The sequence below is a fragment of the Flaviflexus sp. genome, from assembly GCF_052087705.1.
Taxonomy (GTDB): domain Bacteria; phylum Actinomycetota; class Actinomycetes; order Actinomycetales; family Actinomycetaceae; genus Flaviflexus; species Flaviflexus ciconiae.
In genome coordinates, this window is record NZ_JBQCYC010000006.1 from 77,442 (window position 1) to 98,622 (window position 21,181).

Here is a 21,181-nt window from a genome sequence, read left to right on the forward strand (position 1 = left end):
CAAGGTGAAGCTTGAGCTTGTCGGGATCACAAAGAAGTTTGGATCCCTTATCGCCAATGACCATATCGACCTTGTCGTTGAACCTGGACAGATCCATGCGCTCCTCGGAGAGAATGGTGCGGGCAAGTCGACTCTTATGAACGTTTTGTACGGGCTGTACGACCCCGATGAAGGGGAGATCCGTATCGACGGGAAGCCCGTGACCTTTAAAGGCCCGGGTGACGCCGTCGCGGCCGGCATTGGCATGGTCCACCAGCACTTCATGCTCGTCCCCGTGTTTACCGTTGCCGAGTCCGTCGCACTCGGCTACGAACCAACCGTCCCCGGCATTGGGCTCATCAAGACGAAGGAAGCCCACCAGATCGTCAAGGACGTATCGAAGCGCTTCGGCTTCGACCTTGACCCGAAAGCCAAGATCGAGGATCTGCCTGTTGGTGCCCAGCAGCGCGTTGAAATCGTCAAGGCTCTGTCCCGCAAGGCCCAGATCCTGATCCTCGATGAGCCTACCGCCGTGCTCACACCCGCCGAAACCGATGAGCTCATGGAGATCATGAAGGAACTCGCGGCAGCCGGCACGTCAATCGTTTTCATCACCCACAAGCTTCGCGAGGTCCGCGCCGTGGCCGACAAGATCACGGTGATTCGCCGTGGCAAGGTTGTTGGCGAAGCATCTCCCGATTCCTCCGAGGCAGAGCTGGCGAACATGATGGTGGGCCGCTCCGTCATGCTCAAGGTGGACAAGACCGAGCCCGAGCCGGCTCCCAACGTTGTTTCGGTCAAGAACCTGTCGTACGTCAACGATGACCTCGTGACAGTGGTTGACCGCGTCAATCTCGACATCCAGAAGGGCGAAATCCTCGGCATCGCAGGCGTTCAAGGCAACGGTCAAACCGAGCTCGCCGAGATCCTCCTCGGGCTGCGTGCCCCCACGAGGGGCGACATCCTGCTCGACGGTAAATCGATCGTGAAGCACCCCGTCCGCAAGCGGGTCGACGCGGGACTGGGGTACATCCCGGAGGACCGCATGAGGGACGGAATGGTCCAGCCTTTCTCGGTTGCCGAGAACCTGGTCCTCAACCAGTACCGTTCCGAACGGTTCTCCCGCGGCCCATCTCTGAAGCTCAAGGAAATCCACGAGAACGCGGAGACGCTCCGCGACGAGTTTGATATTCGACTGACGAACGTTTCCGACCCGATCACGACACTGTCGGGCGGTAACCAGCAGAAGGTCATCGTGGCGCGCGAAATGTCGCGCAAGCTCACGCTTCTTGTCGCATCCCAGCCGACCCGCGGCGTCGATGTTGGCTCCATCGAGTTCATTCACAACCGCATCGTCCAGGAACGAGACACCGGAACCGCCGTTGTTCTCATCTCCTCGGAGCTGGACGAGATTCAGTCCCTGTCCGACCGCATCGCGGTCATGTACCGAGGCCGGGTCGTCGGCATCGTTCCCGCACACACGCCCAACGCTGTCCTCGGCCTCATGATGGCCGGAGTTCCCATGGAGGAAGCCATGCAGAAGGAGGACCGGTGAGCACATCGACAGACACGTCGACGCCCCTGTCGCTCAAGGTGAGAGCGGCTCTTCACGTAGCCGTCCGTTCCAACTGGATCATTTCGGTTGTCGCGGTCATCATTGCCTTTATTGTCGGTGCGTTCTTTATCTGGATCGCCGATGCGTCGATTATCGACACGTACTGGAGGCTGTTCAAGGGCTCGATCTTCGACCCCGATCAGGACACCTTTGCCAGGCAGATCCGGCCCCTGACCAACACGTTTATGGACGCCGCGCCGCTGATCCTCGCGGGCCTCGGCCTGGGCCTGGGCTTCCGGGCCGGCCTGTTCAACATCGGTGGTCAGGGCCAGATCATTCTGGGCGCTATTGCCGCCACCTACCTGGGCTTCACCCTGGACCTGCCCTACGGCGCCCACCTTCTCGTCGCTCTCGTTGGCGCGGTTATCGTCGCCGGCATCTGGGGTGGCTTCGTTGGTCTGCTCAAGGCAAAAACGGGCGCGAACGAGGTGATCGTGACGATCATGCTGAACTCGATCGCCGGTTTCCTCCTGCTCTACGTCTTGAACCAGGACGTGTTCCAGGGCCCGAACAACAACCAGCCGAAGTCGCAGGCGGTTGCCGATGAGTCACGCCTGCCGATGATTCTGCCGGGCGACTTCTCGCTCCACGCGGGCATTATCCTCGCGATCCTGGCAACGTGGTTCGTCTGGTGGCTTCTGGAGCGTTCGAAGTTCGGCTTCGAGCTGCGCGCCGTTGGTGCGAACGCCCACGCCTCCGAAACTGCCGGCATGTCGACCGCGAAGGTCATCACGATGACCATGTTTACCTCCGCGGCCCTTTGTGGCTTGGCGGGTGCGAACCAGGTCCTCGGCACCCTCGGTAGCCTCACGCAGGGCGCGGCGGGTTCGATCGGCTTTGACGCCATCACCGTGGCTCTCCTTGGTCGCAACAAGCCCGTGGGTATCTTCGGCGCCGGTCTGCTCTTCGGTGCGTTTAAGGCGGGCTCGCCCCGCATGCAGGGCGCGGGTGTTCCCGTCGACATGATCCTGATCCTTCAGTCCGTTATTGTCCTGCTGATCGCAGCTCCTCCGCTGATCCGCTGGTTTTTCCGTTTCCCGAAGCCTGACGGCGTCGGCTACCGCGAGTTCATTACTCTTCAGCAGGAGGCAAAGTGACTATCGACGTCGACCGCCAAGAGGCACTGCCCGCGGAAAATGAACATAGCGTTCAGGCTCCCATCTCCTGGAAGCTCCCGATCCTCTATGTCCTCGCGACACTGCTGGGCGTCTATTTCGCCATGAACGCTCACGGCGTTGCCGAGTTCGTGTGGAAAGACATCCGCCCCTCGAGGGACAGCGGAAACCTGCTTGTGTACGCGGGACAGACCTGCTGGATTCTTACGGGAATCGTGGCCGCGGCAACAATCTACTCGGTTGTTCGTGCCGTCCAGCGAAAGAAGCAGCCGCTGTGGCTGGGCCTGCTTGTCCTCCTGCCCCTGATTATTGGCTTCCTCACCTTCTCCGGTGGCGGATCAGGCAGATTCATCACGATCGCCGGCCTGTTCGCCGCCACGATCACCGCAGCGGTACCGTTGATCTACGGATCGATGGCGGGCGTTGTGTGTGAGCGCGTTGGTGTTGTCAACATTGCGATTGAGGGCCAGCTCCTCGTCGGTGCCTTCACCGGCATTGTCTTCGCTTCCATGTTCGGAAGCTCCTGGTGGGGCCTGCTCGGAGCACCGCTTGCCGGAGCATTTGTCGGACTTCTCCTCGCGATCTTCTCCGTGAAGTACGCCGTGGACCAGATCATTGTTGGCGTCGTCCTGAACGTGCTCTGCCTCGGCATTACGTCCTTCCTTCTCGGAACGGTTGTGAAGGATACGCCGGAGTGGAACTCGATCTCGTACTCGCTTCCCGTCTACGAGATCCCGTTGCTGGCAGACATTCCGTTCATCGGACCCGTCTTCTTCCGCCACACGATCATCGTGTACTTCCTCTACTTCCTCCTCATCTTCCTCACCATGATGCTATTCCGGTCCCGCTGGGGCCTGCGCATGAGGTCCGTTGGTGAGCACCCGAAGGCAGCGGACACGGTGGGCATTAACGTCAACCGCACGAGGACGCTCAACACGATCCTCGGATCGTCGCTCGCCGGTCTCGGTGGCGCCGCCTTCACGATTGACGCGAACGCCGTGTTCACGGAGAACATGTCGGCCGGCAACGGCTACATTGCCCTTGCCGCCATGATCCTTGGCAAGTGGCATCCGATCGGCGCCATGGGAGCGGCTCTCATGTTCGGTTTCGCTTCCGCGATCGTCGACTTCCTGCCGCTCGTCGCCACGAACCCGATCGACCCGAACCTGCTCGCCATGATCCCGTACATTGTCACGATCCTCGCGGTCGCCGGCTTCGTCGGTAAGTCGCGTGCACCCGCCGCAGAGAACATTCCGTACATCAAGTCATGACGGATTGGAACCCCCTGCGTCAGGCCGCTATCGACGCCATGAACATGGCCTACGTGCCCTATTCCGGGTTCCCGGTAGGAGCCGCATGCCTGTCCACCGACGGACGCATCTTCTCCGGATGTAACGTCGAGAACGCCGGATATGGGGTGACCCTCTGCGCCGAATGCGGAATGGTCTCCGACCTCGTGCGCGAGGGCGGCGGTAAGATCACCGCCTTTCTGTGCGTGAACGGCAATGGTGATCTCACGATCCCGTGCGGACGCTGCCGACAGCTCCTCTGGGAGCACGGCACCCCGGACACCGAGGTTAACCTGCCCCGGGGCATTATGCCCCTATCAGAGGTCTTGCCCTACGGCTTTGGGCCAAACGACCTCGACAAGGTAGAGAGGAAAACGAATGACTGAAGCATTCGACGCCGTCGACATTATCCGGACGAAGCGGGACCGCGAGGTCCTCTCCACGGACCAGATCAACTGGGTGATCGACGCCTACACCCGCGGCGTTGTTGCAGAGGAGCAGATGTCGGCACTTGCCATGGCGATCTTCCTCAACGGCATGAACCAAGATGAGATCTCCACCTGGACCCAGGCGATGATCAACTCGGGTGAAACCATGGACTTCTCCTCGCTGTCCAAACCCACGACCGACAAGCACTCGACCGGGGGAGTGGGAGACAAGATCACCCTGCCGCTTGCACCGCTCGTCGCTTCGTACGGCGTAGCCGTCCCGCAGCTCTCCGGCCGCGGCCTCGGCCACACCGGAGGCACCCTCGACAAGCTCGAAGCCATCCCCGGATGGCGGGCGAACCTGACGAACGACGAGATCCTTCGCCAGCTCGACACCGTTGGCGCAGTGATCTGCGCCGCGGGAAGCGGGCTTGCACCGGCCGATAAGAAGCTCTACGCCCTGCGCGACATCACCTCCACAGTCGAAGCCATCCCGCTTATTGCGTCGTCGATCATGTCAAAGAAGATCGCAGAAGGAACCGACTCCCTCATTCTTGACGTCAAGGTCGGCTCCGGTGCCTTCATGAAGGACCTTGAGCAGGCCCGCGAACTGGCTCGCACGATGGTGCGGATCGGCAAGGCCGCGGGCACCCACACGGTGGCTCTCCTGACCGACATGTCCGTCCCGCTGGGACGGAAGATCGGCAACGCCCTCGAGGTGGAGGAGTCCGTCGAGGTACTGGCAGGCGGCGGCCCCGATGATGTCGTGGAGCTGACCGTGGCACTCGCTCGCGAAATGCTTCTCGCCACCGGCATCGATACCGACCCGTCCGAGAACCTGGAGAACGGCAAGGCAATGGATTCCTGGAAGGAGCTCATTCGGGCACAGCACGGCGACCCGGATGCTGAGCTCCCCACCTCCAAGCACACGGAAACGGTGGTTGCCGAATCCGACGGTGTCATTTCCGAACTCGACGCTCTCAAGGTTGGGGTGGCCTCCTGGAAGCTCGGCGCGGGCCGTGCCCGCAAGGAGGACCAGGTGCAGGCCGGCGCCGGCATCACGATCCACGCCCATCTCGGCGAAGCCGTCAAGACTGGCGATCCGATCCTTACCTTCCACACGGACGATGAGCCGCGTTTCGAGAAGGCACGCGAGGCCCTCGAGGGTGGCATCAAGATCAGTACCGTTGCTCCGACCCGGGAGTCCGTGCTGCTCGATAGGATCGGCTGATCCATGGCCGGGCTTCATGTGGGCAGGATCGTCGCTAAACTCCAGCGGCCGATCCACACTCGGATGAGCCCGCACCCGCCTGCTGATCCGATCGACCCGGTTCCCGTGGTCCTGGGCTCCACACTGGTCACCCAGGTCAATGAAACGACGTGCGGTGCCGCGGTTCTCCTCATGCTGGAAGCAACGGGAGACCCGGCACTCGCACGCACCCTGGAAGAAGACCCGGACCGGATTCGTTCCTACCAGCTGGAGATCCACGAGCGGATCACGAAGGATGCGGTGGGTCCCATTGACTGGCCGAAGCGTTTCGGAAGCCCTCCGTGGACATTGGCACGGGAAGCCCGATTCCCCGGCGTCACCTACAAGGAGCACGCGCTCGACGACAGCACGGAGCAGGGTCGTGCCATCCTCCAGTCCGTCTGGAATGCGAACGCTGCGGGCATCCCCGTCCCGCTGTACACGGGTGGCAACTCCCGGCTGGGCCTGGATACCGCAATCCCGCGCCACGTGGTTCTCGCGGTGCCGCCAGCAAAGCAGACCCGCACGAGCAACATGAGGATCTACGAGCCGTCCTCCGGCATGCTCTACGACGTGCCTTTCGAGGATCTTCTCAACCGCAAAACCAAGCACCGTGCCCTCGGCAACTGGACGCACGTCGTGTGGGCGGTCCTGCCCGAGCCTACCGGCACGGAGTAAGCGAAACGCCTGAAGGCAACCCTGGCTTCCGGTAGAAGTAACACACCAGATCAAGGTTGACCCACGCTGAACGTGAGTTCGGTAGCCGTCATGAGAACTTAGCTAAGCAGACAGATGACCCGGCCAGATTGGCCGGGTCATGTGTTTAGCTCGTCTTGCCAGCCCTTACGGCAGGGTGAGGGCCTTGCTCATGTCCGCCTGGAGTTGGGCCATGCGTGAGGAGGCGGCTGCTCGGGAGGAGTCGAGGCTCTGTGTGACGGGCTCGATAACCTCGAGATAGCACTTGACCTTCGGCTCGGTGCCCGAGGGACGGACGACCGCGCGGTCGCCCAACTCGTTGAGGATCACGATTGCGTCGGTCGGTGGGAGGGCCTGCGAGCCCTCCGAAAGGTCCTCGACGCTTGTCACGGGGGAGCCAGCGAGTTGGGTGGGCGGATTGGCCCTCAGGTGCGCCATCGTGGCCGGCATAAGCGACAGGTCGTCCACGCGGATCGTTACCGGTGCCGTGAGGTAGACGCCGTGGGTTTCCGCCAGGTGGTCGAGCTGCTCGCCGATCGTCTTGTTCTTCGAGCGGAGCTGAGCGGCCACGTGTGCCAGGAGAAGGCCGGCGGTGATGCCGTCCTTGTCGCGTACACCGTCCGGGTCGACACAGAAGCCGATCGCTTCCTCGTAGCCGAAAATTAGCTGGGGAACGCGTGCAATCCACTTGAAGCCCGTGAGGGTGGAGACGTGGGTGAGGCCGTGACGGCCCGCGATCTCCTTGAGAAGACGCGAGGAAACGATTGAGGAGGCGAGGGTGCCGCCGGTGATGGCACCGATCTTTGCGATCTGGTCACCGAGAAGGGAACCGATCTCGTCACCGTTGAGCTGCCGCCATCCGTTCGGGGTGGGGATCGCCGCCGAGCATCGATCGGCGTCCGGGTCGTTTGCGATCACGAGATCAGCCTTGAGGGATGCTGCCTTGCTGAGTGCAAGATCGAGAGCTCCGGGCTCTTCCGGGTTGGGGAAGGCCACGGTGGGGAAGCCCGGATCGGGCTGGGCCTGCTCCGCAACCTCGGTGACGTTCGTGAAGCCCGCGCGGGCCAGAACTTCCTTCATCGTCTCGCCACCAACGCCGTGCATGGAAGTCAGCACGATCTTGAGGTCCGAGAAGTTCTGGTGGGGGACCAGCGAGGCGGCGCGCTCGAGGTAAGCCTCGATAACGTCCTCGCCGATCTCCGTCCACCCCGTCGTGGCCAGGGGGATCTCGTCAGCATCGGAGGTGGCTGCGATCTTCTCGGCGATTTTCGCGTCGTAGGGTGGGACGATCTGAACGCCCTGAGCACCCCCGGACACTGCTCGGCCACCGAGGTACACCTTGTAGCCGTTGTCCCTGGGCGGGTTGTGGGAGGCGGTGACCATGACGCCAGCATCGGCGTTCAGGTGGCGGACGGCCCACGCCAGCAGGGGTGTGGGAACGTGGTGCGGGTAGATCATGGCGCGGGCACCCGCGGCCGTGGCAACGGCGGCGGTGTCGAGCGCGAAGTCCTTCGAGTTGTGGCGAGCATCGTAGCCGATAACGAGGAGAGCGTCGCGGCCCACTTCTTCCTGGAGGAAGTCGACGAGACCGGCGGCGGCCTTGCGAACCACCGCACGGTTCATGCGGTGGGGTCCCCCCGCCATCTCGCCCCGCAGGCCCGCGGTGCCGAATTCGAGGGGGCCGGAGAAGCGATCATCCAGTTCGGCCTGAGCGCCGGCGTCACCGTTGGCGGCCTGTTCCTTGAGCTGGGTGAGCTCGGCCCGGGTTTTGGGATCGGGGTCGTGGGCGATCCAGGAGTCGATATCGATCATCATGCGCTCATTTCCTTAACGATGTCGGCAAGCAGGGTAGCGAGGCGAGGTCCGGCCTCGGCGCCTGCCTGGAGAACTTCCTCGTGGGACAGCGGGGCGGGAGCAAAGCCCGCGGCCTGGTTTGTGACCAGCGAGATCCCGAGAACCTCAAGACGGGCTTCGCGGGCCGCAATCGTTTCGAGAGTGGTGGACATGCCGACGAGATCGGCGCCGAGCAGGCGCGCCATCTTGACCTCGGCCGGGGTCTCGTAGTGAGGGCCGGGGAACTGTGCGTAGACACCCTCGGGCAGGTTCGGATCAACCCGGTGGGCGATCTCCCTGAGCCGGGGACTGTAGGCGTCCGTCAGGTCCACAAAGTTTGCGCCGACAATGGGGGAGGTGCCGGTGAGGTTGAGGTGGTCCTTCAAGAGGACCGCGGTGCCCGGTCCCCATTCGGGAACGGTGGAGCCACATCCGTTGGTCAAGATCAGGGCCTTCGCTCCGAGCTTCGCGGAGGTGCGTACACCGTGGGCGACGGCCGCGACGCCAAGTCCCTCGTAGAGGTGCGTGCGGGCGCCCAAAATCAGTGCGTGGGCGCCCGAGGCAAGCTTGCGTACGGTGAGGGTCCCGCCATGCCCCACAACAGCGGAGGCAGTAAAACCGGGAACGTCTTCGGCCGGGAGGGTGACAACGGCGTCACCGAGGAGGTCTTCCGCGCCCTTCCATCCGGATCCGAGGACAAGGGCAATGTCGATAGCTTCGATTCCAGCGGCGGCTGCAATGTATTCGGCCGCGCTCGAAGCGAGCGTGTAGGGGTCCTGTGTGGTCATAGCACTACGGTACATTCTTGTGACCGATTTGCATGACCCATTCTGAAGAGTGCCCCACAGCGTGCGTTCTTTGACACAATGTTCACGTGGAGAACGTAACTGATCCCAGGCTGACAGGTCCGACCGCGTCGGGCGCACCGAAATCTAAGATCCCAGGAGCGTCCCGGGTCCGCGAAGGATCCCGCGTCGTCATCATCGGGGGTGGACCGGGCGGCTACGAGGCCGCCCTGACCGCCACCCAGCTCGGTGCACGCGTCACCATCATCGAAGACAAAGGCATGGGAGGCAGCGCCGTCCTCACCGACGTGGTGCCCTCCAAGACCCTCATTGCGTCCGCCGAATGGTTGCACAACGTCGAATCTGCCGACGAACTCGGCATTGTTGCCTCGGACGAGCCGTGGACCGTGAGCTTCCCGGCAATCAACGCCCGAATCCGAGACCTTGCCACCCGCCAATCCGACGACATTCACGAACGCCTGTCGGGTGAAGGGGTCACAATACTGAACGGTAACGGTACGATCCTCACCGGGATCGGCGATAACGGGTGTCGGCTGGTCTTGGCGAAGCTTGCGGACGGAACCGAGCAGACTCTCGAAGCGGAAATGGTTCTGGTTGCCACCGGTGCGACCCCGCGGGAGCTGCCCGACGCGAAGCCGGACGGGGAGCGGATCCTCAACTGGACCCAGATGTACAACATGACGGAACTGCCTGAGCACCTGGTCGTGGTCGGATCCGGTGTTACGGGTGCGGAGTTCGCCGGTGCCTACATGGGGATCGGCGTGCAAGTCACCCTCGTGTCGTCTCGTGACCGGGTCCTCCCCAACGAGGACCCGCACGCCGCCCAGGTCATTGAGAATGTCTTCGCCCGCCGCGGCATGACCATCCTCAACACGAGCCGCGCCCAGTCGGTGCGCCGTACCGAAGACGGCGTTATTGTCACGCTGTCCGATGGTCGGGAGATCGAGGCCTCGCACTGCCTCATGGCGGTGGGCTCCATCCCGAACACGTCAGGCATTGGCCTTGAAGAAGCCGGAGTGACCCTCAAAGAATCCGGCCACATCCTTGTCGACAAGGTGTCCCGCACAACCGCCTTCCGCGTCTACGCCGCCGGTGATGTCACCGGTTCCTATCCGCTGGCCTCCGTGGCAGCCATGCAGGGGCGGATCGCCATGAACCATTCGCTGGGCGACTACGTCGAGCCTCTCGACGTGTCGAAGGTCGCCGCGAACATCTTCACGGCACCCGAGATCGCGACCGTGGGTGTCACCCAGAAGCATGTCGACGAAGGCCTCGACGCCGTCATGACGATCGTTCCTCTCATGCGGAACCCGCGGGCGAAGATGCAGGGGATGAACGACGGCTTCATCAAGCTCATTGCTGACAGTTCAACTCGCATCGTTATTGGCGGTGTCGTCGTGGCCCCGGCGGCCTCCGAATACATTTTGCCGATTGCGCTCGCGGTCACCTCCCGTATGACAGCCGACGACATGGCTTCCGTCTTTACGGTGTATCCGTCCCTGTCCGGCTCGATTACCGAAGCGGCACGGCAGCTCCGACACTCGGTTGATGCTCAGCACATCCGGGAACTCTTTGCCGACCAGGCCTAGCGGCTGTAACGCTGGAAATCGCGGGTGAATCCGCCGACTTGGTTCATTCCTGCGATCAATCTGGTCATCCGGCGAGATAGCGAAGCGGTGCTCACCGAGCGATTCGGTACTGTGGGCGAAGAACGAAAGGACATGATATGAAGTCATATCGACGCGGCCCCGTGCTCCTGCGGGGCGACCAGATCCCGAAGTCGACAACGGATGCGAGGCTGCTTGCACCCAACCAGGATTCCGACTGGCTCCATGCTGACCCGTGGCGCGTGATGAGAATCCAGGCGGAGTTCGTCGAAGGATTTGGTGCGTTGGCTGACCTCGGCCCGGCCGTGTCGATCTTCGGTTCCGCGCGGACCAAGCCCGAGAACGCCAACTACCAGCTCGCCACCGACATCGCCGCCAAATTGGTTGAGCATGACTTCTCGGTCATCACCGGCGGAGGGCCGGGAATCATGGAAGCCGCGAACAAGGGCGCGGTCGACGCGAAGGGCATTTCCGTTGGCCTTGGCATTGAGCTTCCGTTCGAGCAGGGCATGAACGACTACGTCGATCTTGGCATCAACTTCCGGTACTTCTTTATCCGCAAGATGATGTTCGTGAAGTACTCGCTGGGCTTCATCGTTCTTCCCGGCGGTTTCGGCACCCTCGATGAGCTCTTCGAGGCCCTCACTCTCGTTCAGACCCGCAAGGTCATGTCGTTCCCCGTCGTCCTTGTCGATTCCGGATACTGGGGAGGCCTCGTTGACTGGATCAAGGACAAGCAGGTCGCGGAAGGCATGATCTCCCCGGAAGACATGGATCTCATTACCGTCGTTGATACGGCCGAGGAGGCCCTCGAAGCTATCCTCAAGGGTATTAGCGCGGTGGCTGACAAGGTCAACGGCAAGGACGAAGACGGCAATAGACCGAACGGTACGTGACATACTTCTCCCTCTCCGGGCCGTGATGCCGTAAACTAGAGACGACCTTTAGTTAAGGAGATAAACCATGGCAGCGCAGAAACCCCGCTCGGGTGATGGACCGATTGAAGTGGCAAAGGAAGGCCGCGGAATCGTCATGAGAATTCCTGTTGATGGCGGTGGACGCCTTGTCATCGAGCTAAACGCTGATGAAGCAGCAGAGCTTGGTGCGGCACTCAATGCAGTAGTGAGCTAGAACCAGCTTCACATCCCGGGTCTTGGCTAACGCTGAGGCCCGGGATTTCCTATGTCCTACTCGTGTTTCCCGGCCCGGACCCACCTCAGTTTGATCCGGTTCGCTGTGATTTTTCGAGTTCAATGACCATGACCGCATCCCCGTCGCCAAGGCGGAGGGTCTCGAAACCCATTCGTTGGTAGAGACGATAAGCAGGATTTGATACTTGGCAGGACAGGGAAGCCCGCTCGAAGCCCTTTTCTTGCAACAACTCCAAAAGCCGTCCCAGCAGCTCACTTCCTATACCCAGTCCCCGATATTCGGGCAGAAGAGACATGGTGAGCTCGGGGGTTTGATCATCCACGAAGCCATAGCCGGTTACCTGGCCGGCGTAGATCCTGCACCAGGCGGCCCCGATGACGACGCCGCCGACCTCGGCAACGAGGCAGTGGTCACTGCGCCGACCCCAGTTACTGATATATGTAGCAAGCTCCGGAAGCTCAAGAACCGACCGAGACACCGGATTTGTGGGATCTTCCTGATGAATAGCGAGATAGAGAAAGGTCTCGAGCAGGTCCTCCTCGGTATCGGCAAGTCTGCGAAACGTCACCATGGGATCCCTCCCGCTTCAACGAGTGGAGCTACCGTGATTGGACTCGAGGAGCCACTGTCGCTATGACATGGAGCCGGTGCTGCCAAAAACGGGAACTTCCGCGAGTCGGGGAGCGCCAAACTTAAGTGGGGGAGCTCCTGCCGCGGGTGGGCTTATTCGCTCCGCGTCTGAGCGAGCAACAGGCCCGCTCCGATCGGGACGATAGAGGACATGGGGCTGCGCTCGAGAACGTCGCGGACGAGGCCGCGCAACGCCACGGTGTCCGGTTCGCGGCGAGCGGGATCGGCGACCCGACCATCAAGAAGGGCACGAGCCACGATCAGGAGACCGCCGGGACGGAGGATACGGAGGGCTTCCTCAACATCGCCCGGTGCCTCTTCGGCGGACCCGTCGACGAGCACCATGTCGTAGGACCGATCTGCAAGGCGGGGGAGGATGTCCGCGGAACGGCCCTTGATCAGGCGGGCGCGGGATGCTCGGATTCCGGCGCGGGCAAAGAGCTCGCGTGCACACCGCTGTGCTTCGCTCTCGACGTCGATTGTTGTCAGAGTGAGGGTGGGATTGCCCTGGAGCAGGTAGAGGCCGGAGGCTCCCGCGCCGGTGCCCACTTCCACCGCGGTCTGTGCGCGGGACGTGGAAACGAGGAGGCGGAGGAGCGCCCCCGTGGCCGGACTCGTTGCCGCGATGCCAAGATCATCGGCGGCGGCCCGAGCCCCCGCGAGAAGTTCGTCCTCGGTTGTCTGCTCTTCGGCGAACGCCCACAGCTGGGCCTTGTCACTCGACATGTGGTCCTCCTTGTATCTGCGGACCATCTTACCCATGAAACCGGCACGTTCCGCTGTTTCAAGCCGTGCCGTTGACCATTCGGGACAGAGCATGCTCATCCAGCCACTAACCTGTCACAAGAATTTCTGTCAGTTCGGGATTTCCAAGGATATTTGGCGGGAAATGTGGTCCAGAACGCTTCTCGTCTAGTCCCTCAGTACCATGTCCGAAATGTGAAGGCCGGGTATGATGGTCGGCATGGGAATCAACACGACTGAGTTCATCGTCCTTGCGCTCATTCTTGTCATTATTGTTGGTCCCGAGAAGCTCCCGGAGCTCGCAGCGCAGCTCGGCCGCCTCATTCGCGAGGTCAAGAACATCGCCACCGGTGCGAAAGCCAGGGTCAAGGAAGAACTCGGGCCCGACTTTGAGGAGCTCAAGAATCTCGACCCGCGCCAGTACGATCCGCGCAGGATCGTCAAGGAAGCGCTCAAGGACGAGCCTCCGGCACGTGTTCCCTCCCGAACCTCCCGTCCAGTCTCAACACCTCGTTCGGTTCCCACAGCCGCCGCGGCGACCGCAACGGCCGCCGCCGCTGGAACGGCTGCGGCTGGCACAGCAACAGCAACCGCAACGACCTCTCCCGCCGCAACGGCGCCGGCTACGTCCGCTGCCAGCGGCACCGCCGCTGGGACTGCAACCGCCGTCCGGGATACGGTTCCGTTCGACGATCAGGCAACCTGATTCTGGGCCACGGGAGGCCACGTCGGGACACGGATTCGGCGACAAACCGGCTGGAATGATCCCGTCTAGAATAATCCGATTATTGTGAACGGGCGCCCGCTACATCAGTGGCTTAGCGGATAAGAGTTGCCGCGCGCTGTTCGATAGGCCGGTCATCATTGCTCAGGCCGCCGCGCTTCGCAAGTCGGCTTTCCCTCGTGCTCTTGCGGACATGAGTTCCTGAGAATAATGCAGACATGAGTGTGGGCCCCCCATTTGGGAGGCCCACAGCGTCACGGATTGATCAGGCTGATCGGCGCGCGATCAGTTGTTGATCGGGCTGAGTCCGAGGGAGCGACCTGCCAGGCCGCGTGCACGGTGCGCGAGCTTGTCCGCAATGCCGTGAATCGCGGTCGATGCGGGGGACTCGGAGTCGGTACCGGCCAGCGGGGTGCCATTGTCGCCCTGCTCGCGGAGTTCCTGCTCGAGGGGGATCTGTGCGAGGACAGGGATCTCGTAGCCAAGGATCTTCGTGAGCTCGGCGGCAACCTTTTCGCCACCGCCGGAACCAAACAGGTCCATCTTTGTTCCGTCCGGGAGCTCAAGGTGGGACATGTTCTCGATAACGCCGATGACCTTCTGGTTGGTCTGCGCCGCCATTGCGCCAGCACGCTCAGCAACCTGCGAGGCTGCGAGCTGCGGGGTGGTGACAACGACAATCTCGGAGTTCGGCAGAAGCTGCGCGACCGAGATGGCGACGTCGCCGGTGCCCGGGGGAAGGTCGAGGAGAAGGGCGTCAAGGTCGCCCCAGTAGACGTCGGCAAGGAACTGCTGGAGCGCCCTGTGCATCATGGGTCCGCGCCACACGACGGGGGTGTTGCCCTGGGTGAACATGCCAATGGAGATGACCTTGATGCCCTGTGAAACGGGCGGCATGATCATGTCTTCCACGCGGGTCGGGGGCTGGGTTACGCCGAGCATGGCGGGGATCGAGTGTCCGTAAATGTCGGCGTCAACAACGCCCACACGCAGTCCCTGCTTGGCGAGGGCAACGGCGAGGTTAGCGGTCATTGACGACTTGCCGACGCCACCCTTACCGGACGTGATTGCGTAGACGCGAGTCAGCGAGCCGGGCTGCGAGAACGGGATAACCGCCTCGGGAGCTCCGCCGCGAAGCTTAGTTTGCAGGGCCTTGCGCTGCTCATCGGACATAACGCCGAAGTCAACGGTCACGGCCTGGGTTCCTTCGACCTTGCCGACTGCCTCTTCGATGTCAGACGAGATCGTGTCACGCAACGGACATCCCTGCGTGGTGAGATCGATGCCGACGGCAACATTGCCATTGTCGATGTCGACAGAACGCACCATGTCGAGATCGGTGATTGGACGACGAATTTCAGGATCAAGCACGGTGCCGAGGGCTTCCCGTACTGCCTCCTCGCTTGGTACTGTCATGGCTTTATTCTAACGATGGACCCGTAAGTATTCCAGGGTGATACGTGGGAGGTATGCAGGCTCACGTTTCGGGAGAGTCACGAGATCGTCACAGTTTTCCTAAACGTATAGTGAGCGGTTGGCAGTTAGGAAGGACGGGCGTAAATTCGATAGTGAAATGAACACGATGATTACGGCGCCGGTGTCAAAACGGCCACACTATTCGATGCGGCGCATCCCCGGACTGGATGGCTTGCGGGCCATTGCCGCCGGGCTCGTCCTCGTCTACCACCTCATCCCCGGCAGGGCGCCCCTTGGGTATGTGGGTGTCGATGTTTTCTTCGTGCTCTCCGGTTTTCTCATCACCAGCCTGCTTCTCGTCTCCACACTGCGTCACGGCAGCATCCGCCTCGGTGACTTCTGGGCACGCAGGTTCAGGCGGCTCTTCCCGGCCGTGCTGGTCGCAACCCTCGGTTCCGCGGCCCTGGCCTTCTTTGTCGGTGGGGATGCCCTCGTAGCGCTTGGACGCCAAGTCGTCGGTTCGCTCACCGCCACCTACAACTGGGTTGAGATCGCTCATGACTCCTCCTATTTTGAGGAAGCGAGCCCGCTTCTGCTCACCAACATGTGGTCGCTTGCGGTCGAGCAGCAGTTCTATGTTGTGTGGCCACTCGTCGTGGCCGGCCTCGCGTTCCTGGGGACGAGATGGCGGGTGGGTGCCGCCCTCCTCATCGGCTCTTTCTCGATCTATCTGCATGGGCTTCTCGCCACGGACAATCCGACGCGGGCCTACATGGGAACCGACACTCACCTGTGGGGACTGATGCTGGGAGCGGGCCTCGCATTCGCCCTCCAGCACGTTGTCATCGGACGGGATGAGCCCCAGCGCAACCCCTTGTCCCGCGCGTGGGCAGGAGCCGGCTGGTTCGCCATCATCGCCATCATTCTTGGCGGCCTTTTTCTTCCCGACTCGGGTCCCATGTACCCGTGGGGGATGGTCGGAGCCTCCGTGCTGGCTCTCCTCGTTATCCGAACCATGCTCCCGGACGTCAAGTCCGGCCCCGCCTACGCGCTTCAGAAGGTTCTGGGTTCCAAGGTGCTCACGTGGCTCGGTGTCCGCTCCTACGGTATCTACCTGTGGCACTGGCCCCTCTACGTTCTCGGGTACTACCAGTTCCCGTTCCTCAACCCCTATGTTGCCGCGATCATCATCGCGACTCTCTCCATCATCTGCGCGGACCTCTCCTACCGTTTCGTGGAGAACCCGGTGCGCACCATGGGAGTGAAAGGCTGGCTGATCCACGTCCGCAACAGGGTTGCGGGCTTCAACCCGGCCCGGGCCATCACTGCCGTTGGTGTGCCCCTCCTTGTCGTCAGCTTCGCCGTCACCGGCATCGCTATCGCCCCGCCGGTTTCATCCGGCCAGGCCGCCGTCGAGGCAGGCAAGAATACCCAGCCAATACCGCCACCGGATGCTGGCGACCACGCCCCGCGACCGGGCAATCAGACCGGTGACAGTAACGAGGGCACGGACCCAAGTGTGGATCCGACCGGTGAGGCACCCGGTGATGAGCCCGGCACTCCCACCGACGATCCCGGCGAACCCGCTCCCAGCGCCCCCGAGGAACCGACCGAAGCTCCCGTTGAACCGACGCTTGATCCAACCCCGGAATACGAGGGCACCCCCGCCAGTTGGGACCGCGTCACCATCATCGGTGATTCTGTTACCCTCGCCTCCGCGTACAAGCTACAGGAGCAGATGCCGGGCGTGACCGTGGATGCTGCCGAGTCACGTAGCATCCAGGTCGCCACCGATATCATTTCCAAATACGCGGTGAACGGCACGCTCGGAGACTACGTCGTTGTGTCCCTGGCAACCAACGGAACAATCCACGAATCGGACATCACTAGGTTGCTTGAAGCAATTGGGCCGGACCGCACCCTTGTGCTCGTCACCGGATTTGGCCCGGCACGCGCCAGCTGGATCCCCGAAGCAAACGAGGCAATCCACAAGTGCGCACGCAAGCACCCCGACCGCATCAGGGTTGCCGACTGGCACGACGCGATCGAGGAACACCCCGAACTGCTCGCAGGGGATTCCACACATCCGGGACCAGCGGGTGCAGATATATTCGCCGCAACCGTCCGAAGAACCCTCGACCCGAACGCGTCGTAAAACCGCGGCCGGCACCATTCCAGCTACCGGCATGATTCCGTCCAGTTGACGGAGGCATGAAGCAAAGAGCTCCGGTCTGCTGACGGAGGCATGAAGTGAGGAGCCCCGGCCGTTTGGGCCGGGGCTCCTCACACTGAGAATCATCAAGTGATTCCTCGTGTTCGGTTACTCTTCACCGCGTTCGCCACGTAGCTCCTCGATCTCTTCCTGGAGTTGCTTGATGCGTTCCTCGCGTTCCTTGAGACGGTCGGTGCGCTCGCGGTCGAGCTCGTCGATCATGTCGCGTAGCTCGGAACGAACGAAGTCACGGGTTGCCATGTCGCCGAGAGTCATCCGCATCCCCGCAATTTCACGGGCCAGGTACTCGGTGTCCGCCAGGTTGCGTTCCGCACGTTGCCTGTCCTGCTCGGCCGCGACCTTGTTTCGATCGTCCTGCCTGTTTTGGGCGAGGAGGATGAGAGGGGACGAGTAGGACGCCTGGAGGGACAGCATGAGGGTGAGTGCCGTGAAGCCGAGGGCAGCGGAGTCGAACCGGAGGGCTTCCGGGCCCCACGTGTTCCAGGCGAGCCAGACAGAGACAAAGACTGTCAGGTAGGCAAGGAACCGCGGGGTGCCGGTGAACCGGGCAATGGCTTCGGAAACCTGCCCGAACCGGTCCGTGTCCCTGTTCGCTTTGATCCTGCGGGCTTTTCTACTGCGAGCATCGAGTGGTTCGCTGAAGTGGTCAGGCATTCGATTCACCCACTCTCATGTCGGATTCGTCATCGGGGCTGGTCCTCCAGTCGTCGGGGAGGAGATGGTCGAGAACGTCATCAATTGAGACGGCCCCGAGCAGCAGCCTGGACTCGTCAACGACCGGAAGCGCGGTCAGGTTGTAGGTAGCCAGGCGCCTGGCAACCGTTCCGATGGTGTCTTCCGGCAAAAGCGGCTCAAGATCCGAGTCCACGATCCGACCGACGAGGGTCGAGGGAGGTTCCCGTAGGGCGCGTTGCAGGTGAACAACCCCGATGAATCTGCCCGTGGGTGTTTCCAGCGGGGGACGAGCAACAAAGACCGTGGCGGCAAGAGCCGGGGTTACGTCTTTACGTCGCGCGGAGGCGAGTGCCTGAGCGACGGTGGCCTCGGGGGAGAGAATGATCGGTTCGGTTGTCATGAGACCACCGGCCGTTCTCTCGTCGTAGGTGAGTAGCCTGCGAACGTCGTCGGCTTCTTCGGGGTCCATGCGTTCCAGCAGCAAAGCCGCGTGGTTTGCTGGCAGGTCTGCCACGAGGTCGGCCGCGTCGTCGGGCTGCATGACGTCCAGGACGTCGGCGGCACGTTCGATGTCGAGATCGGACATGATCTCCACTCGTTCATCGTCGCCCAGCTCGGACAGTACCTCGGCAAGCCGTTCATCGTTCAGTCCCGATGCCACCGCCATGCGGCGCTCCCCGGGCAGGTCCCGGATCACGTCGGCAACGTCTGCGGGCTTCAGGGTGGCGACGCGTGCCAGGAGCGCGGTGGCCGCCTGGCCTTCCTTGCCGGTGGCAAGACCGTTGAGGTCCCCGACCCCGACGATCAGGGATTCTCCGCCGTGAGGGCCGTTCTTGTCCGTTTTTACGTAGACTTCGGAGACCCGCCAGTCGGCCCGGCGCTGCTCCTCGATCGATAGGTCAATGACGGTGGCGTCGCCGGAGCCGTCCTTGAAGGAGACCCTGCGGTCGAGAATCTCGGACAGTGCAAGGGTCTCGGTGGACCGTTGTGCGAACTTCCTGATGTTCACGAGCCCGGTCGTGATGACCTGTCCGTTGGCGATTGACGTGACGCGGGACAACGGCAGGAAGACGCGTTTTCGCCCGGTGACCTCGATGACGAGGCCAACGGCGAGTGGGGCTCCCACAAGACGGAAGAGCACGACAACGTCGTGGACTTTGCCGACCTTGTCGCCGATGGGATCGAAAACTTCGGTTCCTGCTAGGCGACCAACGAAAACACGGCTTCGACGCTGCATAGGCTAGCTCCTCTTGTCCAGGATCGACTTCATCCAGGCTTCCACACCTTGGGTGGTGCGGGGAATATCTTCCGACAGGCGACGGGCACCGGTCTCGGTCACGAGAATATCGTCCTCGATCCGCACCCCGATTCCGCGAAGCCACGCGGGGATCTTCAGATCGTCCTCGCGGAAGTACAGGCCGGGCTCAATGGTGAACACCATGCCGGGCTCCAAAACCGCATCCAAGTACATTTCCCGGCGAGCCTGGGCACAGTCGTGAACGTCGAGTCCCAGGTGGTGGGAGGTACCGTGCGGCATCCACCGCCTGTGGAACTGGCCGTCGGGAGCAAGCGACTCCTCGGCAGTACCGGGCAGGCAGCCCCACTCTTCGAGGTAGCGGGCAATGACCTCCATGGAAGCCTGGTGGATCTCCCGGAACTTCACGCCCTTCTCGTTGGCCTTCGCAAGCGAAGCCTCGCACGCCTCGAGAACAGCCTCGTAAACCTTGGCCTGCTCCGGGGTGAACGTGCCGTTCACCGGCAGGGTGCGGGTGATATCGGCGGTGTAGAGGGAATCAACCTCGGCACCAGCGTCAACCAGGATGAGTTCGCCGTCCTTCACCCGGCCGTCGTTGACGATCCAGTGCAGAGTATTTGCGTGGTTACCGGCAGCCGCGATCGTGTCGTAGCCGACCCCGTTGCCTTCTTCGCGTGCTCGCTGAGCAAAAGCACCTTCGACGACGCGCTCACCGCGCCAGTGCTCAACGGCGCGCGGCAGGTTCGCGATGATTTCATCGAAGCCCGAGTGGGTGACGTCGATGGCCTTCTGGATTTCGGCCACCTCCCACTCATCCTTGCGGAGGCGGATCTCGCTGGCTGCTTCGAGAAGCTTCGAGTCGAGTGCTTCGCCACCGGTGAGGGACTCGCGCTGACGGAGCTCGGTCACCTGCGCATCGATCTTCGTGTCTGCCTGGGTGATGGCAGCGAGCTGCACCTGACCCAGGTCCTTGTCCAGAGCATCGGGGAGCGACTCGATGTGCTCGGAACGGATGCCCGTCATTGTTGTCATTTCTTCCAGGGACGGGCGGGCACCGACCCAGAATTCGCCGTAGCGGGAATCGGCCCAGAATTCCTCGGAGCTACGAGGGGACCGGGGATGGAAGTAGAGAACAGCTTCGTGCGTTTCCGCGCCGCCCTCGACCGGGTGGAGAACGAGAACGGCATTGGGCTCCAGTTCGCCACCGAGGCCGGTCAGGTGAGCAAAAGCTGAGTGGGCACGGAACCTGTAGTCCGTGTCATTCGAACGGACCCGAAGCTCTCCGGCGGGAATCACAAGCCGCTGACCCGGAAATTGCTCGGCTAGCTTCTTCCTGCGGACGGCCGTGTAGTCGGCAACATCCGACCGGGGCGGGGCTGCGGGACGCTCACCCCAGTCCTCACCAATGAACTGTCGGAATTCACGATTGTCGGGCCTCTGCGAGCGGTTCGAACCGCGGTCTTCTGTCTCTTCAGTCATGCCTCCATTCTGTCACCCCTTTCATGCCGTATCGATTCCAGCCAGTCCGCCATACGCCGAACCGACCCCATACCGTGCACGAGGAATGACGAGGCAACGTAGGACGGAGCCATAACGGACGGAGCCATAACGGACGGAGTGATAACGGACGGAGCCATAACGGACGGAGTGATAACGGACGGAGCGATAAAGGACCGAGCCGTGAAGGACAGCGCAAGACCTGTGATAGCCCGAAGACCAAGCGACACGCTTGAAC

Annotated in this window: 20 protein-coding genes; 11 read left to right on the top strand and 9 right to left on the bottom strand. The window is 62.2% G+C overall.

Annotation, left to right across the window (positions count from 1 at the left end; all coding sequences use genetic code 11):
* Positions 1-4: 4 nt before the first annotated feature.
* Genes ACTHUY_RS04775 through ACTHUY_RS04800 form a run of 6 tightly spaced genes read left to right on the top strand, consistent with a single transcriptional unit; the run spans position 5 to position 6,353 of the window.
* Positions 5-1,534 (top strand): ABC transporter ATP-binding protein, encoded by a 1,530-nt coding sequence (locus tag ACTHUY_RS04775; protein ID WP_441677886.1) that lies wholly within the window; start codon positions 5-7, stop codon positions 1,532-1,534.
* The gene (locus tag ACTHUY_RS04780; RefSeq protein ID WP_441654444.1) at positions 1,531-2,691 is read left to right on the top strand and encodes an ABC transporter permease; all 1,161 of its coding nucleotides are present in this window, start codon (positions 1,531-1,533) and stop codon (positions 2,689-2,691) included. The genes ACTHUY_RS04775 and ACTHUY_RS04780 overlap by 4 nt, the downstream gene beginning before the upstream one ends.
* Positions 2,688-3,980, top strand: coding sequence for an ABC transporter permease (locus ACTHUY_RS04785; RefSeq protein WP_441654443.1), 1,293 nt, complete (start codon positions 2,688-2,690; stop codon positions 3,978-3,980). Before ACTHUY_RS04780 ends, ACTHUY_RS04785 begins: the two co-directional genes overlap by 4 nt.
* Positions 3,977-4,384 carry a cytidine deaminase gene (locus tag ACTHUY_RS04790; protein ID WP_441654442.1) on the top strand — a complete coding sequence of 136 codons (408 nt, stop codon included), beginning with the start codon at positions 3,977-3,979 and terminating at the stop codon, positions 4,382-4,384. The genes ACTHUY_RS04785 and ACTHUY_RS04790 overlap by 4 nt, the downstream gene beginning before the upstream one ends.
* A complete protein-coding gene (locus ACTHUY_RS04795; protein WP_441654441.1) occupies positions 4,377-5,657 on the top strand; it encodes a thymidine phosphorylase in 1,281 nt (426 codons plus the stop codon). The genes ACTHUY_RS04790 and ACTHUY_RS04795 overlap by 8 nt, the downstream gene beginning before the upstream one ends.
* 3 nt (positions 5,658-5,660) lie before the next feature.
* Complete coding sequence (locus tag ACTHUY_RS04800; protein WP_441654440.1) at positions 5,661-6,353, top strand: hypothetical protein; 693 nt, start codon at positions 5,661-5,663, stop codon at positions 6,351-6,353.
* A gap of 165 nt (positions 6,354-6,518) precedes the next feature.
* Here the strand turns inward: ACTHUY_RS04800 and ACTHUY_RS04805 are convergent, their stop codons facing one another.
* The gene (locus tag ACTHUY_RS04805; RefSeq protein WP_441675099.1) at positions 6,519-8,183 is read right to left on the bottom strand and encodes a phospho-sugar mutase; all 1,665 of its coding nucleotides are present in this window, start codon (positions 8,181-8,183) and stop codon (positions 6,519-6,521) included.
* Positions 8,183-8,992 (bottom strand): purine-nucleoside phosphorylase, encoded by an 810-nt coding sequence (locus tag ACTHUY_RS04810; protein ID WP_441654439.1) that lies wholly within the window; start codon positions 8,990-8,992, stop codon positions 8,183-8,185. Before ACTHUY_RS04810 ends, ACTHUY_RS04805 begins: the two co-directional genes overlap by 1 nt.
* Positions 8,993-9,078: 86 nt before the next feature.
* Here ACTHUY_RS04810 and ACTHUY_RS04815 point away from each other — a divergent pair, with 86 nt between their 5' ends.
* From ACTHUY_RS04815 to ACTHUY_RS04825, 3 genes are all read left to right on the top strand, one after another.
* Complete coding sequence (locus ACTHUY_RS04815; RefSeq protein ID WP_441654438.1) at positions 9,079-10,599, top strand: NAD(P)H-quinone dehydrogenase; 1,521 nt, start codon at positions 9,079-9,081, stop codon at positions 10,597-10,599.
* A 137-nt stretch (positions 10,600-10,736) separates the two neighbouring features.
* Positions 10,737-11,513: a TIGR00730 family Rossman fold protein gene (locus ACTHUY_RS04820; protein ID WP_441654437.1), complete on the top strand. Its 777-nt coding sequence runs from the start codon at positions 10,737-10,739 to the stop codon at positions 11,511-11,513.
* 67 nt (positions 11,514-11,580) lie between these two features.
* Positions 11,581-11,748, top strand: a complete 168-nt coding sequence (locus ACTHUY_RS04825) for a DUF3117 domain-containing protein (RefSeq protein ID WP_126703697.1) — start codon at positions 11,581-11,583, stop codon at positions 11,746-11,748.
* Between the two features lie 85 nt (positions 11,749-11,833).
* On the opposite strand, the gene ACTHUY_RS04830 is transcribed toward ACTHUY_RS04825, so the two are convergent.
* Both ACTHUY_RS04830 and ACTHUY_RS04835 read right to left on the bottom strand, forming a co-directional pair.
* Positions 11,834-12,340, bottom strand: a complete 507-nt coding sequence (locus ACTHUY_RS04830; protein ID WP_441677888.1) for a GNAT family N-acetyltransferase — start codon at positions 12,338-12,340, stop codon at positions 11,834-11,836.
* Positions 12,341-12,492: 152 nt separating this feature from the next.
* On the bottom strand, positions 12,493-13,224 hold the full coding sequence (locus ACTHUY_RS04835) for an O-methyltransferase (protein ID WP_441654433.1): 732 nt from the start codon (positions 13,222-13,224) through the stop codon (positions 12,493-12,495).
* Between the two features lie 139 nt (positions 13,225-13,363).
* Between ACTHUY_RS04835 and ACTHUY_RS04840 the strand changes: the two genes are divergently transcribed.
* On the top strand, positions 13,364-13,849 hold the full coding sequence (locus tag ACTHUY_RS04840; RefSeq protein ID WP_441654432.1) for a twin-arginine translocase TatA/TatE family subunit: 486 nt from the start codon (positions 13,364-13,366) through the stop codon (positions 13,847-13,849).
* 303 nt (positions 13,850-14,152) lie between these two features.
* On the opposite strand, the gene ACTHUY_RS04845 is transcribed toward ACTHUY_RS04840, so the two are convergent.
* Positions 14,153-15,283, bottom strand: a complete 1,131-nt coding sequence (locus ACTHUY_RS04845) for an Mrp/NBP35 family ATP-binding protein (protein WP_441654431.1) — start codon at positions 15,281-15,283, stop codon at positions 14,153-14,155.
* A gap of 157 nt (positions 15,284-15,440) precedes the next feature.
* Here ACTHUY_RS04845 and ACTHUY_RS04850 point away from each other — a divergent pair, with 157 nt between their 5' ends.
* Positions 15,441-17,438 carry an acyltransferase family protein gene (locus ACTHUY_RS04850; protein ID WP_441677890.1) on the top strand — a complete coding sequence of 666 codons (1,998 nt, stop codon included), beginning with the start codon at positions 15,441-15,443 and terminating at the stop codon, positions 17,436-17,438.
* Between the two features lie 165 nt (positions 17,439-17,603).
* Here the strand turns inward: ACTHUY_RS04850 and ACTHUY_RS04855 are convergent, their stop codons facing one another.
* The 4 genes from ACTHUY_RS04855 to ACTHUY_RS04870 all read right to left on the bottom strand — a co-directional run.
* Positions 17,604-18,170 (bottom strand): DUF1003 domain-containing protein, encoded by a 567-nt coding sequence (locus ACTHUY_RS04855; protein ID WP_126703694.1) that lies wholly within the window; start codon positions 18,168-18,170, stop codon positions 17,604-17,606.
* Positions 18,163-19,428 carry a magnesium transporter MgtE N-terminal domain-containing protein gene (locus ACTHUY_RS04860; RefSeq protein ID WP_126703693.1) on the bottom strand — a complete coding sequence of 422 codons (1,266 nt, stop codon included), beginning with the start codon at positions 19,426-19,428 and terminating at the stop codon, positions 18,163-18,165. The genes ACTHUY_RS04855 and ACTHUY_RS04860 overlap by 8 nt, the downstream gene beginning before the upstream one ends.
* A gap of 3 nt (positions 19,429-19,431) precedes the next feature.
* Entirely contained in the window at positions 19,432-20,925 is a 1,494-nt protein-coding gene (locus ACTHUY_RS04865; protein ID WP_441654429.1) for an aminopeptidase P family protein, read from the bottom strand.
* The coding region (locus ACTHUY_RS04870; protein WP_441677892.1) for a hypothetical protein at positions 20,922-21,181 on the bottom strand (260 nt) is incomplete at its 5' end. The genes ACTHUY_RS04870 and ACTHUY_RS04865, both read right to left, overlap by 4 nt.

Excerpts from the sequence above, each read along its gene's own strand:
- ACTHUY_RS04790 (WP_441654442.1), top strand. The coding sequence starts at position 3,977 with ATGACGGATTGGAACCCCCTGCGTCAGGCCGCTATCGACGCCATGAAC.
- ACTHUY_RS04795 (WP_441654441.1), top strand. The coding sequence starts at position 4,377 with ATGACTGAAGCATTCGACGCCGTCGACATTATCCGGACGAAGCGGGAC.
- ACTHUY_RS04800 (WP_441654440.1), top strand. The coding sequence starts at position 5,661 with ATGGCCGGGCTTCATGTGGGCAGGATCGTCGCTAAACTCCAGCGGCCG.
- ACTHUY_RS04805 (WP_441675099.1), bottom strand. The coding sequence starts at position 8,183 with ATGATCGATATCGACTCCTGGATCGCCCACGACCCCGATCCCAAAACC.
- ACTHUY_RS04810 (WP_441654439.1), bottom strand. The coding sequence starts at position 8,992 with ATGACCACACAGGACCCCTACACGCTCGCTTCGAGCGCGGCCGAATAC.
- ACTHUY_RS04820 (WP_441654437.1), top strand. The coding sequence starts at position 10,737 with ATGAAGTCATATCGACGCGGCCCCGTGCTCCTGCGGGGCGACCAGATC.
- ACTHUY_RS04825 (WP_126703697.1), top strand. The coding sequence starts at position 11,581 with ATGGCAGCGCAGAAACCCCGCTCGGGTGATGGACCGATTGAAGTGGCA.
- ACTHUY_RS04830 (WP_441677888.1), bottom strand. The coding sequence starts at position 12,340 with ATGGTGACGTTTCGCAGACTTGCCGATACCGAGGAGGACCTGCTCGAG.
- ACTHUY_RS04835 (WP_441654433.1), bottom strand. The coding sequence starts at position 13,224 with ATGAGCATGCTCTGTCCCGAATGGTCAACGGCACGGCTTGAAACAGCG.
- ACTHUY_RS04840 (WP_441654432.1), top strand. The coding sequence starts at position 13,364 with ATGGGAATCAACACGACTGAGTTCATCGTCCTTGCGCTCATTCTTGTC.
- ACTHUY_RS04845 (WP_441654431.1), bottom strand. The coding sequence starts at position 15,283 with ATGACAGTACCAAGCGAGGAGGCAGTACGGGAAGCCCTCGGCACCGTG.
- ACTHUY_RS04850 (WP_441677890.1), top strand. The coding sequence starts at position 15,441 with ATGAACACGATGATTACGGCGCCGGTGTCAAAACGGCCACACTATTCG.
- ACTHUY_RS04855 (WP_126703694.1), bottom strand. The coding sequence starts at position 18,170 with ATGCCTGACCACTTCAGCGAACCACTCGATGCTCGCAGTAGAAAAGCC.
- ACTHUY_RS04860 (WP_126703693.1), bottom strand. The coding sequence starts at position 19,428 with ATGCAGCGTCGAAGCCGTGTTTTCGTTGGTCGCCTAGCAGGAACCGAA.
- ACTHUY_RS04865 (WP_441654429.1), bottom strand. The coding sequence starts at position 20,925 with ATGACTGAAGAGACAGAAGACCGCGGTTCGAACCGCTCGCAGAGGCCC.